Origin of the sequence: Bradyrhizobium archetypum (genome assembly GCF_013114835.1) — a bacterium.
In the GTDB taxonomy this organism is placed as follows: Bacteria; Pseudomonadota; Alphaproteobacteria; order Rhizobiales; family Xanthobacteraceae; genus Bradyrhizobium; species Bradyrhizobium archetypum.
Window position 1 is genome coordinate 680,747 of the sequence record NZ_JAAVLW010000001.1, and the last position, 14,795, is coordinate 695,541.

Here is a 14,795-nt window from a genome sequence, read left to right on the forward strand (position 1 = left end):
CCCGCATGCCCGCACCCAAGCCGCCTGCTTTCGAGACATTGAGCCTGCATGCCGGCCAGCGCCCGGATCCCACGACCGGCGCCCGCGCCGTTCCAGTCTACCAGACCACATCCTACGTGTTCCAGGATTCCGACCACGCGGCGGCGCTGTTCAACCTGGAGCGCGCCGGGCACATCTACACCCGCATTTCCAACCCGACGACCGCGGTGCTCGAGGAGCGGCTGGCGGCACTCGAAGCCGGCGTCGGCGCGATCTGCACGGCGAGCGGCATGGCCGCGATGCATCTTGCCATCGCAACGATCCTCAACGCCGGCGACCATATCGTCGCCTCCGCCTCGCTCTATGGCGGCACCATTAACCTGCTCGCCCACACGCTGCCCCGCTTCGGCATCACGACCACCTTCGTCAAGCCGCGTGCGCTCGACGAATTCCGCGCCGCGATCAGGCCGAACACGCGGCTCGTGATCGGCGAGACGATCGGCAATCCCGGGCTCGAAGTGCTGGATATTCCGGCGGTCGCCCAGATCGCCCATGACGCCAAGATTCCGCTTCTGATCGACAACACCTTTGCGACGCCATTCCTCAGCCGCCCGATCGAACTCGGCGCTGATCTCGTAATGAACTCCGCGACCAAGTGGATCGGCGGCCACGGCATTGCGATCGGCGGCGTCATCGTCGATGGCGGCCGCTTCGACTGGCACGCCGCCGGCAAGTTCCCCCAGCTCACCGAACCCTATGCGGGCTATCACGGCATCGTCTTCGACGAGCAGTTCGGCCAGGCCGCCTTCATCATGCGCGCCCGAACCGAGGGCCTGCGTGACTTCGGCGCCTGCCTGTCGCCAACCAACGCCTTCCAGCTGCTGCAGGGCGTCGAGACGCTCGGCGTGCGCATGGAGCGCCACATGAGCAACACGCTCGCGGTGCTGGAAGCGCTGACCGCCAACAAGGCGGTCGACTGGGTGCTGCATCCGGCGCTGGAAAATCATCCCGACCATCAGCTCGCGAAGCGGCTGTTGCCGCGCGGCGCGGGATCGATCGTCTCCTTCGGCATCAAGGGCGGGCGCGCGGCGGGCAAAAAATTCATCGAATCTTTGCGGATGATCAGCCACCTCGCCAATGTCGGCGACGCCAAGACGCTGGTGATTCATCCCGCCAGCACCACGCATCAGCAGATGGACGCCGCCCAGCTCAAGGCCGCCGGGATCGGCGAGGAGCTGGTGCGGCTGTCGATCGGCATCGAGACCGTTTCCGACATCATCGACGATCTCGGCCAGGCGCTCCGCGCATCGCAGAAGGTTTGAACCATGCAGCTTTCCGTCAATGGCGTTGATACGTTCGTCGCGACCGGCGGCCGGCCGTTCGATCCGACGCTGCCCGCCGTCGTGATGCTGCATGGCGCCGGCTTCGATCATTCGACCTGGGCGCTGCACAGCCGCTGGTTCGCCCATCACGGCCATTCGGTGCTGGCGCCCGATTTGCCGGGCCATGGCCGTTCGGAAGGCAGTCCGCTGCCGACGATCGCTGACATGGCCGATTGGACTGCGGCCCTGCTCGACGCGGCGGGCGCGCCGAAGGCGAAGCTGGTCGGCCATTCGATGGGATCGCTGATTGCTTTGGAGACCTCGGCGCGGCATCCCAACAAGGTTTCCAGTCTCAGCCTGATCGGCACTGCCGCGACGATGACGGTCGGGCCCGATCTGCTCAAGGCCGCTGAGGTCAACAATCCCGATGCGATCGACATGGTTTCCATCTGGGGTCTCGGCTTCAAGGCCGAGCTCGGCGGCAGCCTCGCGCCGGGACTGTGGATGCATCAGGGCGCGCAGCGCGTGCTGCAGCAGACGCGGCCGGGCGTGCTCTACAGCGACCTCAACGCCTGCAACACGTATCAGAACGCCCTCGCCGCTGCTGCGCAGGTCAATGTGCCCGTGACCTTCATTCTCGGCGAGCGCGACATGATGACGCCTGCAAAGGGCGGCAAGGCGCTCGCCGCGGCAACGCCGAATGCGCGGATCGTCGTCGTTCCCGGCGCCGGCCACATGATCATGGCCGAGGCGCCCGACGAATTGCTGGCGGCGCTGCGGCTGGGGTAGCGGTCATACACCCCGCTTCCCCCATCCTCCCCTGGAGGGGGAGGATCGGTTCGCATGCAATGCGAACCGAGGTGGGGTGACGGTCGCTCCACATCCGACAGCGTCCGTGTCGAGAGACTGTCACCCCGCCCCGTCTCGCATTGCGCTTCGCTCCATGCGAGCCGACCCGCCCCCTCAAGGGGCGGGTGAGTCCCAATCGTCACTGCTTCACCGGCTTCCGCTCCACCGGATGGATATCAATGCCGCGCAGCCTTCCCATCCGCAGCACGTCCATCGCGAGGGTGCGGCCGATGCGGTCGCGGTCGAGAGCGCGGATCAGATCGTCGACGCCGTTGATCTCGACGCCGTCGAGCTTGATCACGACATCGCCCGGCAATAGTCCCGCCTTCGCCGCCGGGCTGTCCGGCTCGATCTGCGCCAGCAGCGCACCCATCGTGTTGTCGACGCCGGCGACCACCGCGTGGCGCCGCGGGACCGGCGCGGTCTGGCCAGCGACGCCGATATAGGCGCGGCGGACATAACCGTGACGGATGATCTCCGATAGCACGAACTGCGCGGTGTTGCTGGCGACGGCAAAGCAGATGCCCTGCGCGCCGCTGATGATCGCGGTGTTGATGCCGATCACCTCCGATGACGACGACACCAGCGGCCCGCCGGAATTGCCAGGATTGAGTGCGGCATCGGTTTGGATCACGTCCTCGATGGTCCGGCCGCTCACCGAGCGGATCGAGCGGCCGAGCGCCGACACCACGCCGGCGGTGACCGTCGACTCGAAGCCGAGCGGATTGCCGATCGCGACCACGAGCTGGCCACGGCGCAGGCTCTTGGAATTGCCGAGCGAGGCGTAGCGCAGATCGCGCGCACCGTCCGCGCGCAGCAGCGCCAGGTCGGTATCGGGATCGACGCCGAGCACGTGAGCATCGGTGACGAAGCCTTCGGTATCGCGCAGGCGGATCACTTTCGCCGAGCCGACCACATGGCTGTTGGTCAGCACGAGGCCATCGGGCGAGATCACGATACCCGAACCAAGCCCGCCGCGCTCGCGCGCACTGCGCACTTTCGGCCCGGTTTCGACGCGCACGACCGCAGGACCGACCCGCTCGGTCACGTCGATCACAGCATTGGAATAGGCATCGAGCAGAACCCGGTCGTCCGGGGCAGGCTCGGTCGTTCGCGGCGACAGATCGTCATCGGCGGTATCTGAGGTAAAATCCAACATGGCGAGATTCCTTCGGCCCCATCAGATGGTGGCCGGGAACCGCTTGCGCAAGGTGGGACGCATCCTGCGCAGGGCTGGCCCGCTAGGGCGCCCTTCTCAGCGCCCCGCCGCGTGCCTTCACGGGATCGAGCAGCGACCAATCGCCCTCGGGCAGCACATGCCCTTTCGGGAACGGGGCGCGCAGTTCGAGCCCGAGCGAGCGCAGCACGCGGTCATCGCGGTAGTAGCATTGCAGCACGACGCGGACGAGCGTCGCCGCCGCGACACCGCCGGTGGCGCGGAACTCCGCGGCGATCGCATCGCGCCTGGCGGTATCGAGCTCGGCGAGCGGCTTTCCGGCGAGGCCCGCGAGATAGTCGAGCGCGGCGCGCACCAGCATCGTGTCACGGCCGAGCGTCGTTAGCATGTCGGCCTGAACAGCGGGATCGTCCGCACCGGGCACGTTGTATTCGTCGCTGGCGGGAATGATCATCGCGGCAATGGTGCGGAGATCGTCGCGTTGGGTCGAAGTCAATTCATTGGATACGGACATTTGCGACCTCAGTCGAACAGGTTGGCAAGGCGTTGCTTCATCTGATCGGCGACGTAGAGCGCGATCGCCTGGATGGTCGAGGTCGGATTCACGCCGCCTGATGTGACGAACACGCTTCCGTCGACGATGAAGAGATTCTTGACGTCGTGCGAGCGGCCCCATTCATTGACCACCGAGCGTGCCGGGTCGGTGCCCATCCGCGCGGTGCCGAGCAGATGCCAGCCGCCCCAGGGAATCGGGTTATTGGTGCAGATGTCGGTCGCGCCGGCGGCTTCGAGAATCTCCTTACCCCGCGCCAGTCCATGCTCCATCATCTTCCGGCTGTTCGCGCTGATGGTGTAATCGATCTTCGGCGCAGGGATGCCGTGGCTATCCTTCAGCACGGGATCGAGCGTGACGCGGTTGTGCTCCTCGGGCAGGTCCTCGCAGATCGCGGAGACCGCGAGGCGATGGCCATTGAGCCGGCGGAATACGCGGTGATGATCCGCGCCCCACGGCAGAATGCCCTTCTGCTCGCTTGCAACAGCTTCGAACACGGGCCCCGCGCCGCGGCCGAACTGTATGCCGTAACCGCGGACGAAGCCACGGGACAGGTCGGTGTCGTAGAACTCCTTGCTCCACAGGCAGGTCGGCGGCGCGCGGTTGGAATCCGTCGGCTCCTTCACGAAGCCGTAGATCTGCGCATAGGGATGGAACATCAGGTTCTTGCCGACCAGGCCGGATGAATTGGCGAGCCCGTTTGGGAAGCGGCCGGAAGCCGAGTTCAGGAGCAGCCGCGGCGTGCCGACGCCGTTGCAGGCGATGATGACGACCTCAGCCGGCTGGAACTGCTCGATGCCGTCCTTGTCGTAATAAACGACGCCCGACGCCATGCCATGCTCGTTGGTCAGGATCTCGCGCACGCGGCAATGGGTCTTGAGCTCGACACCGGCGCGGATCGCCTGCGGCCAATAGGTGATGTCGGTCGACGCTTTGGCGCCTTGCGCGCAGGCCGGCGTGCAATGGCCGAGATTGATGCAGCGCGCCCGGCCCTCATAGTCCATCGTCGCGACCGTCGTATCCGACGGCCACCAGTGCCAGCCGAGCTTGTTCATGGCCTTGGCAATCAGTGGCCCGGAGAGGCCGAGCGGCTGCGGCGGCATCGGCGGGTGCGTGAGCGGCGATAGCGGATCGCCCGACAGGCCTGAGACGCCCATCATCCGGTCGTTCTCCTCGAAGAACGGCACCAGCGTATCGTAGTCGATCGGCCAGTCCTCGGCGACGCCATCCAGCGTCTTCACCTTGAAGTCGGACGGATGCAGCCGCGGCCAATGCGCGGTGTACATCACCGTCGAGCCGCCGACGCCGTTGAAGTTCACGACCTTGATCGGCGAGTTGTCGTCGTTGATCGGATAGTCCTCGGGCCGGGCGCGGACGTTCGGGCTCGTCGACCACTCGCCGTAGAATTTCGCCTCCCAGTCGCGCCCGGTGCTCGGATATTCGGACGGCTTCATCCAGCCGCCCTGGTCGAGGCAGAGGATGTGCATCCTGGTCTCGGCCAGCGACCACGCCACCGCCGCGCCGGATGCACCGGCGCCGATGATGAGGACGTCAACGGGATCGCTTTTGTTCATTATTTTGTTCTCAACTGTCTGCCGTCATTGCGAGCGGAGCGAAGCAATCCATCGCTCCGCAAGCGGCGGCATGGATTGCTTCGTCGCTACGCTCCTCGCAATGACGTGGATGGGTTCGGGGCAGCATTATATTAGCGACTCGTAGAGGTCTTTCCATTCCGGATTCAGCGCCTCTATCAATGCAAGCTTCTTCGCCGGGCTGCCCGCCTTAATCTGCTTTTCACGCGTGATGGCTTCGATCATGCTTTCGTGCACTTGGTACCAGACCAGGATCTTGCAGCCGTACTTCTTGGAGAAGCCCTTCATGAGGCCCTCTCGATGCTCGAAGGCGCGCTTTGGTAGGTTCGCGGTTACGCCGGTGTAAAGCGTGCCATTGCGCTTGCTCGCCATGATGTAAACGCAGGACTGTTTCATGATTTTTCCTTTGGTCCCCTCTCTCGCCTCGTCATTGCGAGGAGAGTCGCGACGAAGCAATCCATATCTCCGCAAGCGGCAAAATGGATTGCTTCGCTTCGCTCGCAATGACGGGGCGGCAGGGCGACTCCAAACTGGCAAATTCCCGCTGGCCTCAGCCATTGCTCCCCCCATCCAGCGCCGCCGCTTGCCAGGCGATCTGAACCCCGACGATAGGGGCAGATGCGGTCGCGAGTAAAGTCGACAGGCCGACGACAAACCTGCAACCCTGCCACGCGTCGATGCGGGGTTTGTCGGCGGACATCGGAGCGGATAGGCTGAGCCCAAACAAGGACGTGGAGGCCACGCCGATTCCGGACTACGACGCCATCATCATCGGCGCAGGCATGTCGGGCCTGTACCAGCTCTACCGGCTGCGCGAGCAAGGTTTCCGCGTGCGCGGGTTCGAGGCCGCGACCAATGTCGGCGGCACCTGGTATTGGAACCGCTATCCCGGCGCGCGCTTCGATTCCGAAAGCTATTCCTACGGCTACTCGTTTTCCAAGGATCTGTTGGATGAATGGGAGTGGTCGGAGCATTTTGCCGGCCAGCCGGAGACGCTGCGCTATCTCAATTATGTCACCGACAAGTTCGACCTGCGCCGCGATATCCAGTTTCGCAGCCGGGTGACGGCTGCAGTCTACGACGAGGATTCGCGGAGCTGGAGCATCGCGCTCGAAGACGGCAGCCGTTTCAACTCGCGCTTCCTGATTACGGCGATCGGGCCGCTTTCCACACCGACGCTGCCGCGGATCGAGGGCCGCGATGATTTCAGGGGCGCCTCCTTCCACACCGCGCGCTGGCCGAAGGAGCCGGTGGATTTCGCCGGCAAGCGCGTCGCCGTGATCGGCACCGGCGCAACGGGCGTGCAGACGATCCAGACCATTGCGAGCCAGGTCGGCCACCTCACCGTGTTTCAGCGCACGCCGAACTGGTGCGCGCCGCTGCACAACGGCAAGATCGACGCCGAGACGCAGGCGAAGATCAAGGCGGGCTATCCGGAAATCTTCGCCCGCTGCAAGGAAACGTTTGCCTGCTTCCTGCATACGCCTGATCCGCGCGGCGCGTTCGACGTGTCGGACGAGGAGCGCGACGCGTTTTACGAAAAACTCTATGCCGAACGCGGCTTCGGCATCTGGCAGGGCAATTTCCGCGACATACTGATCGACCGCAGGGCCAACGCCACGATCTCTGACTTCGTCGCGCGCAAGATCCGCCAGCGCGTGAAGAATCCGGTGGTCGCGGAAAAGCTGATCCCGAAAAATCACGGCTTTGGCACCCGCCGGTTGCCGCTCGAGACCTTCTATTACGAGGTCTACAACCAGGACAATGTCGAGCTGGTCGACATCAAGGAGACGCCGATCGAGCGGATCACGCCTCTGGGGATCAAGACCAGCGAGCGGGAATACGAATTCGACATCATCATCTATGCGACGGGTTTTGATGCCATCACCGGCAGTTTCGACAAGATCGATTTTCGTGGGGTTGCCGGCGCGCGGCTGAAGGACAAGTGGAAGCACGGGCCCGAAACCTATCTCGGCATCATGGTGCATGAGTTTCCGAACATGCTGATGCTGATGGGACCGCATACCGCGCTCGGCAACATCCCGCGCAGCATCGAATACAGCGTCGACTGGGTGACCGGGCTGCTCATGTTCGCGACGGAAAAGGGACTGACGCGGCTGGAGGCGACGCCGGAGGGCGTGAAATCCTGGACCGATCACGTCAAGGCGCTCGGCGAGGGCTTGCTGTCGAACGAGGTCGATTCCTGGATGACCGGCATCAATTCCAACATCGAGGGCAAGCAGAGGCGCATCGTGGCCCGCTACAGCGGCAGCGCGCCGGCGTATCGTGCCAGATGCGACGAGGTGGCGGCGAAGGAATATGATGAGTTGAGGCTGGGGTAGATCGTAGCATATGAGCCTTCCGCACTCGGTGACTGTCATCCCCCGCATGCGGGGATACAGTACACTGCGGCTTCTCCGTCGAATCACTGACGTCTCTGGAATACTGGATCGCCGCCTTCGCGGGCATGACGACTGAATGTGGGTTCGCATTCTCGCGACGCATTGCGCCCGAGGTTTGCTTTCAACTTCCCGCCCTCTCCAATTCAGAGGGCGCAGGGAAGACCGGGTGCGCGCCGCACCCGCGGTCTCATGTGCTGCTTGCGCATCAAGAAAATGCACACGAGCATACAGGTACAGCGGGAGCATCCCGGCCTTCCCTGCGCAATGGCTTTACGGCTTACTTCGTGCTCTCCCCGGAGAACGGCTCTTTTGCCTCCGTCGTCGGCGGGACACTTCCCGCCCACTTAACGCCAGCACCGCGGCGTCCGAACCACACGACTTCACCGTACGCATCCGGCGCGTCCGTCTCGCACGCCATCCGCGTCCATCGCATCTCACCGCACGTTAGTGACGATGGCCAACGCCCCTCATCTGCCGCGAGACAGGCGGAGTTATGCGAGTGATTTGGGTGAAAACGAAAGCGGAATATTTTTGATTGCGGGACTTGACACGATTTCTGAAAATCAGAAGTGATTTGCCCCGTCGGACAAGTGACATACGTTGGCAGGAAGGGCAGGCAAAGCGACAGCGTGCCCACGATCAAGCAGCGTGCTCGATTGACAGATGGTGGGCACGGCGCTGTTGCACCTTTGCCCACGCTACGGATCAGCTACCACGGATCGATGCACGGCCGCTTCTTTGTCGTGCGCGCTCCCGGCTTCGGCACCGAGCGGAGGCCCGACATGATCCAGTGCCGCGTGTCGGCGGGATCGATCACTTCGTCGATCTCGAGCACGGAAGCGATCGAGACCGCCTTGCCGTTGGCGTAGAGCTCGGCGACCTTGGCCCTGTAATAGTTCTCGCGCTCGACCGGATCCTCGATCGCTTCCATCTCCTTGCGGAAGCCGAGGCGCACGTAGCCTTCCAGCCCCATGCCGCCGAACTCGCCGGTCGGCCAGGCCACCGTGAAGAAGGAAGCGTGGAAGCCGCCGCCGATCATCGATTGCGCGCCAAGGCCGTAGCCCTTGCGCAGCACGATGCCGAACAGTGGCACCGTCAGGCTTGCGCCGGTCACGAACATGCGCGCGACGTGGCGCACGATCGCGGTTTTTTCGGCTTCGGGGCCGACCATGAACCCCGGCGTATCGCACAACGACAGGATCGGGATGTCGAAGGCATCGCAAAGCTGCATGAAGCGCGCTGCCTTGTCGCCGGCCGGCGCGTCGATCGCGCCGCCGAGGTGTTTTGGATTGTTGGCGATCAGGCCGAACGGTTTGCCCTGAATGCGGATGAAGGCAGTGATCATGCCGACGCCGAAATCCCGGCGGATTTCCAGCACCGAACCCTCGTCAGCCAGGAGGTCGATGACGTTGCGGATGTCGTAGACCCGCAGCCGGTTTTCCGGGATCGCCCGCCGCAACAGGCGCTGGTCCGGCGCCTTCCAGTCGGTGACAGCGCCCTGGAAGTAGGAGAGATACTTTTGCGCGGCAATCGTCGCCTCGGCCTCGTCTTCGACCAGAATGTCGATGACGCCGTTCGGCGACTGGAACGACACCGGCCCGACTTCGGCCGGATGATAGACGCCAAGCCCGCCGCCCTCGATCATCGCCGGACCGCCCATCCCGATCGAGGCGTTCCTGGTGGCGATGATGACATCGCAGCAGCCGAGCATCGCGGCGTTGCCGGCGAAGCAATAACCGGAGACGACGCCGATCACCGGCACGAGGCCGGAGAGTTTTGCGAACTGCACGAAGGATGGGCCGTCGAGGCCGGTCATGCCAAGCCAGTCGGTATCGCCGGGACGGCCGCCACCACCCTCGGCATAGAACACCAGCGGCAACCGCCATTGCTCGGCAAGGCTCAGCATGCGGTCGATCTTCTTGTGGTTCATGTGGCCTTGCGTGCCGGCGAGCACGGTGTAGTCATAGGCGATCACCATGCAGCGGGCGGCTTCCGCCCCGAACAGATGCGCGTTCACGGTGGCGACGCCCGAGATCAGGCCGTCGGCGGGCGTATTGCGGATGAGATCGTCGACGGTGCGGCGGCGGCGCTGGGCGGCAATCGCGAGCGAGCCATATTCGACAAACGAGCCTTCGTCGACGAGATGGGCGACGTTCTCGCGCGCCGTGCGCTGATTGGTCTTGCGGCGGCGCTCGACCGACGCCGGGCGATTTTCATCCAACGTGATGGCGTGGCGCTCGATCAGTTCGGCCAGATCGGGGCGGATGTGGTCAAGGTCGACATCCTCCTCTTCCTCCGCATCATGGGCGTCGATCTCGGCGTGCTCCAGATAAAGTATCACTTCGTCCTGCATCAGCGTCACGCCGGCCTCGGCCGCAATCTTGGTCACCCGCCCGCCATGCGGCGCGGTGACCAGATGCTCCATCTTCATGGATTCCAGCACGGCGATCTGCTGCCCCGGGCGGACGAGGTCCCCTTCCCTGACATCGACCGCCACGATGGTGCCTTGCAGCGGCGCCGGCACGGCCACCGAATCTGCCGGGCCGGTTGCCGACGCAGCAACCGCGACCGCGAGCGTCTCGTCATCGGCAGCGCTGCCGGATTCGACCAGCGCCGCCTCCGCGGTCGCCTCGACCATCCGCTTGGCTTCGCCGACGAGATCGGCGACATGCCGGTCGATGAAGCTGGTAGAGAGGCGGTTCTCGGCAAAATCCGAATGGGCCAGGATCGCCGCGAGGAACGGCAGGTTGGTGGCGACGCCGTCGATGCGGAACTCGCGCAGCGTACGCGAAGCCTTGTGCACGACGTCGGTCCAGTTACCACCCGGCGAATGCACGATGACCTTGGCGAGCAGCGAATCGAAGGCGGTGCTGGTCCGATAACCCGAATAGCCGAACGTATCGACACGGACGCCGGGGCCGGACGGGAGATCGAACATCGCGAGCGTCCCGCCGGTCGGCCTGGTTGCGCCAGTCTCGTCCATCACCTCCATATTGACCCGAAGCTGCATCGCAAAGCCGCGCGGCCGCGGGATATAGCCCTGGGCCAGGCCGAGCGAGCCGAGCGTGGCACCGGCTGCGACCGCAAGCTGCGACTGCACAAGATCGAGCCCGAGCACCTGCTCGGTGACGGTATGCTCGACCTGCAGCCGCGGATTGGCCTCGATGAACGCAAAGGCCTTGTCGCTGGTACGGGCGTCGTTATCGACCAGGAATTCGAAAGTGCCGAGATTGTCGTAATTGGCGGCAGCCGCGAGTTCCTTGGCGGCGTCGATGATGCGGATGCGCAGCGCGTCGTTCAAGGACGGGCTCGGCGCGACCTCGATAAGCTTCTGGTTGCGGCGCTGCACGGTGCATTCGCGCTCCCAGAGATGGCTGATCGCGCCATGATGGTCACAGATGACTTGCACCTCGATATGGCGGGCGTTGCGGATCAGGCGCTCGACATAGACGCCGTCGCTGCCGAAGGCGGCCATCGCCTCGGACTGGCAGCGCGCATAGGCTTCCTCCAGCCGCGCCGAATCGTCGACGATGCGCATGCCGCGGCCGCCGCCTCCGGCAATCGCCTTGATCATGATGGCGCCGCGCTCGCCGAGGGATTGAAGGAAGGCTCTGGCCTCTTCCAGGCTGGTCGGCCCGCTGGTGCCCTCGATGACCGGCACGCCGCATCGCTTTGCCAGCGCTTTCGCCTGTGCCTTGTCGCCGAACAGGTCGAGCGCATCCGGCGACGGCCCGACGAAGACGATGCTCTCCTCGATGCAGCGCCGGGCGAACGCGGCGTTCTCGCTGAGGAAGCCGTAGCCGGGATGAATGGCGTCGCAACCGCTCGCCTTGGCGGCCGATATCACCGCCTCGATATCGAGATAGGCCCGCGCGCCGCGCCCGGGGATTTCATGCGCGGCATCGGCGGCGCGCACATGCAGCGACTGGGCGTCGTCGGCGGAATGGATCGCGACCGTGGCAAGCCCTGCGTCGCCCGCCGCGCGCGCGATGCGGATGGCGATCTCGCCGCGGTTGGCGATCAGCAGCTTGTGGAAGGACATGGACGTTCCGTTCGGCCTCTAACGTTCGCCGCCTGATTTCTCCAGCGCAAAACCGCTGTCGATCCAGATTCTTGTTGCCGAACATGACAGCCTTGCGGGAATTGCGATGCAAGTGGAATTTTGTTCCGCACAACGGGAAATCACCGGAAGTCACACGTCATTGACCGTTCAGGCCATCCATTGTTGTTATCAACCAACGACAACAACAGGCGGGGCAACGAACGCATGGCTAAAGCAACCCAAATAAGAAGCATCGAGACACTCGCTTGCGACGCTGGATGGCGGAACTATCACTTCGTCAAGATCACAACCGAGGACGGCATTGTCGGCTGGAGCGAGTACGATGAGGGCTTTGGCGCGCCCGGGGTGACCACGGCCATCGAGCGGCTCGGTACGCGCGTGGTCGGCAACAACGCGTTTCAGCACGAGCGGATCTATGCCGAGCTGTTTGCCGCGACGCGGCCCGCCGCCGGCGGCGTGGTGGCGCTCGCGCTTGGCGCGATCGAGAATGCGCTGCTCGACGTCAAGGCCAAGGCGCTGGGCGTGCCCTGCTACGAACTGCTCGGCGGCAAGATCCGTGACCGCATCCGGGTCTACTGGTCGCACTGCGCAACCTGGCGCATCAACCATCCCGACTGGTTCAAGCCGGCCATCACCGATCTCGATGGCGTGAAAGGAATCGGACGCGAGGTGCGCGAAAAAGGCTTTACGGCGATGAAGACCAACATCTTCGTCTATGCCGACGGCAAGCCGCAGGGCTGGCGGCCCGGCTTCGGCTCGCCATTCCAGCCTGAGCTCAATGTCGACCGAACGGTGCTGCGAAACCTCTGCATGCATCTGGAGGCGATCCGCGACGGCGCCGGCCCCGATGTCGATCTGCTGCTCGACCTCAACTTCAACGCCAGGACCGAAGGCTATTTGAAGATCCTCCGCACCATCGAGGACATGGACATGTTCTGGGTCGAGCTCGACACCTTCAACCCGCAAGCGCTCGGCTATATCCGCCGTCAGAGCCCACACCCTATCTCGTCCTGCGAGACGCTATTGGGCCTGCGCGAATTCCTGCCCTATTTCAACGAGCAGGCGATGGATGTCGCGATCGTCGATACGCCGTGGAACGGGGTCTGGCAATCGATGAAGATTGCCGCCGCCGCCGAGCATTACGAGGTCAACGTCGCCCCGCATAATTTCTATGGCCACCTCTGCACCATGATGAACGCGCATTTCTCGGCCGCGGTGCCGAATTTGCGCATCATGGAAACCGACATCGATCGCCTCGCCTGGGACCACGAACTGTTCGCACATGTGCCTGATATCGTCGATGGCCATCTGGTGATTCCGGACCGTCCCGGCTGGGGCACCGAACCCAACGAGGAGGGACTGCGCGCCCATCCGCCGAAGAGCAAGGGCGGGCTGTTGAACTACGGGCAGAAGAAGTAGCGGAGCTCGCCTGTCATACCCCGCGCATGCGGGGTATCCAGTACGCTGCGGCCTGTCGGCTTGAGCGCGAGCGTCACGGCGTACTGGATCGCCCGCCTTCGCGGGCGATGACAGCCATGATGGATGGAATCAGAACTTCACTTATCTCCCGGCACACCGAGAAACGCGCTCTCGATCACGTCGCCGATCGGTTGCCAGGCGCTGCCGTCGAACTGCACCAGCCGCATCTGTTCGATCGGGTGGAAGTCGGCCGGCCCGGTGTTAACAGTTATTCCCGGGAATGCGACCGTGCTCTGATAGTTCCGCAAGGACGCCGCCTGCCGCATGATATTCTCGCGCGACAGGTCGTCGCCGCACTGGGTCAAAACCTGCACCAAGGTCTCGGCCGCGGCGTAGCCGAAGATGGCGTTGCCATCCTCCTTGTCGCCATCGGGATAGTACTTGTCCATGAACGCCAGCCACGCCTTGATGCCAGCGTCATCTTTCCACGTAGTGTCGCTGGCGTCCTTCAAAAACGAGGTCGAGATCACGCCGACGGAATTCTGAAGTCCCGCCGGCCGCAGCGCGTTCGCGATCGACGCCGCTGCATTAACCAGCACCAACACCGGATACCAGCTCTGTTCTGCGGCCTTGCGGATGGCACGCGCCGAGATCGGCGGCGCGCAATTGAGCACTAGCACTTCGGCGCCGGAGTTCTTGAGGATGTCGACCTGGGTATCGATCGACATGTCAGCATCGATGGCAATGTCGGCAACGATCATGTTGGCGGTGATGCCAAGCCCCTCCTGCAGTCCCCGGAACAGGTCGCGGCCGAACTGATCATTCTGCCAGAGCACGGCGATCTTTTTGCTTGGATAAGCGGCCTGGATATAGTTCGCGTAGATCCTGCCCTCCGAACGGAATGTCGGCTGCCAGCCCATCGTCCACGGAAACCGCCTCGGGTGCGCCCACTCCTCGTCGCCGGAAGCAACGAAGAGCTGCGGGATGTTTCGCTCGTTGAGATAGCTTCGCGTCGCCAGATTGCTCGGCGTGCCGAACGACCCGAACATCAGGTGCACACGCTCCTGCTCGACCAGCTCACGGGTATGCTCGACCGCCGTTCTCGGATTTGAGCTGTCGTCGCGGGAGATGAACCTGATCTTGCGCCCGTTGATGCCGCCGCGCTCGTTGATCATGTCGAAATAGGCAGCCTCCGCCCTGCCGATCGATGCGAACGCGGCCAGCGGGCCGGTGTAGGGCATGATGTTGCCGATGCGGATTTCGGTATCGGTCACACCGGCGGAGCGCGTTGGCTGCGGGGCGGCCAGTATCGATGCCAAGAACAATGCGAAGGCTGGTGACAGCCATTTTATTCTTGTTTTCATCAACGCGGCCCTCGAACGTCGAGCAGTTCAGAGCTCGTGACGCCACCCAGCGATGACGATGATAGCGCGGGAATT

Annotated in this window: 10 protein-coding genes; 4 read left to right on the plus strand and 6 right to left on the minus strand. The window is 63.9% G+C overall.

Annotated elements, in window-relative coordinates; genetic code table 11:
- Nucleotides 1-5: 5 nt before the first annotated feature.
- Entirely contained in the window at nt 6-1,301 is a 1,296-nt protein-coding gene (locus tag HCN50_RS03040) for an O-acetylhomoserine aminocarboxypropyltransferase (protein ID WP_171708124.1), read from the plus strand.
- 3 nt (nt 1,302-1,304) lie between these two features.
- On the plus strand, nt 1,305-2,090 hold the full coding sequence (locus tag HCN50_RS03045) for an alpha/beta fold hydrolase (RefSeq protein ID WP_171708125.1): 786 nt from the start codon (nt 1,305-1,307) through the stop codon (nt 2,088-2,090).
- A 199-nt stretch (nt 2,091-2,289) separates the two neighbouring features.
- Here HCN50_RS03045 and HCN50_RS03050 read toward each other — a convergent pair whose 3' ends face one another.
- The 4 genes from HCN50_RS03050 to HCN50_RS03065 form a co-directional block, all read right to left on the minus strand.
- The gene (locus tag HCN50_RS03050) at nt 2,290-3,309 is read right to left on the minus strand and encodes a S1C family serine protease (protein WP_171708126.1); all 1,020 of its coding nucleotides are present in this window, start codon (nt 3,307-3,309) and stop codon (nt 2,290-2,292) included.
- Between the two features lie 82 nt (nt 3,310-3,391).
- Nucleotides 3,392-3,841 carry a gluconate 2-dehydrogenase subunit 3 family protein gene (locus tag HCN50_RS03055; RefSeq protein ID WP_171708127.1) on the minus strand — a complete coding sequence of 150 codons (450 nt, stop codon included), beginning with the start codon at nt 3,839-3,841 and terminating at the stop codon, nt 3,392-3,394.
- Nucleotides 3,842-3,849: 8 nt separating this feature from the next.
- Nucleotides 3,850-5,454 carry a GMC family oxidoreductase gene (locus HCN50_RS03060; RefSeq protein WP_171708128.1) on the minus strand — a complete coding sequence of 535 codons (1,605 nt, stop codon included), beginning with the start codon at nt 5,452-5,454 and terminating at the stop codon, nt 3,850-3,852.
- Nucleotides 5,455-5,580: 126 nt separating this feature from the next.
- Nucleotides 5,581-5,868: a GIY-YIG nuclease family protein gene (locus HCN50_RS03065; RefSeq protein ID WP_171708419.1), complete on the minus strand. Its 288-nt coding sequence runs from the start codon at nt 5,866-5,868 to the stop codon at nt 5,581-5,583.
- A gap of 335 nt (nt 5,869-6,203) precedes the next feature.
- Between HCN50_RS03065 and HCN50_RS03070 the strand changes: the two genes are divergently transcribed.
- Nucleotides 6,204-7,814: a flavin-containing monooxygenase gene (locus tag HCN50_RS03070; protein WP_311966963.1), complete on the plus strand. Its 1,611-nt coding sequence runs from the start codon at nt 6,204-6,206 to the stop codon at nt 7,812-7,814.
- Between the two features lie 769 nt (nt 7,815-8,583).
- Here the strand turns inward: HCN50_RS03070 and HCN50_RS03075 are convergent.
- Nucleotides 8,584-11,916 (minus strand): carboxyl transferase domain-containing protein, encoded by a 3,333-nt coding sequence (locus HCN50_RS03075; RefSeq protein ID WP_171708130.1) that lies wholly within the window; start codon nt 11,914-11,916, stop codon nt 8,584-8,586.
- Between the two features lie 225 nt (nt 11,917-12,141).
- Here HCN50_RS03075 and HCN50_RS03080 point away from each other — a divergent pair, with 225 nt between their 5' ends.
- The gene (locus HCN50_RS03080; RefSeq protein ID WP_171708131.1) at nt 12,142-13,356 is read left to right on the plus strand and encodes a mandelate racemase/muconate lactonizing enzyme family protein; all 1,215 of its coding nucleotides are present in this window, start codon (nt 12,142-12,144) and stop codon (nt 13,354-13,356) included.
- Between the two features lie 137 nt (nt 13,357-13,493).
- Here HCN50_RS03080 and HCN50_RS03085 read toward each other — a convergent pair whose 3' ends face one another.
- Nucleotides 13,494-14,720: an ABC transporter substrate-binding protein gene (locus tag HCN50_RS03085; RefSeq protein WP_171708132.1), complete on the minus strand. Its 1,227-nt coding sequence runs from the start codon at nt 14,718-14,720 to the stop codon at nt 13,494-13,496.
- Nucleotides 14,721-14,795 lie beyond the last annotated feature (75 nt).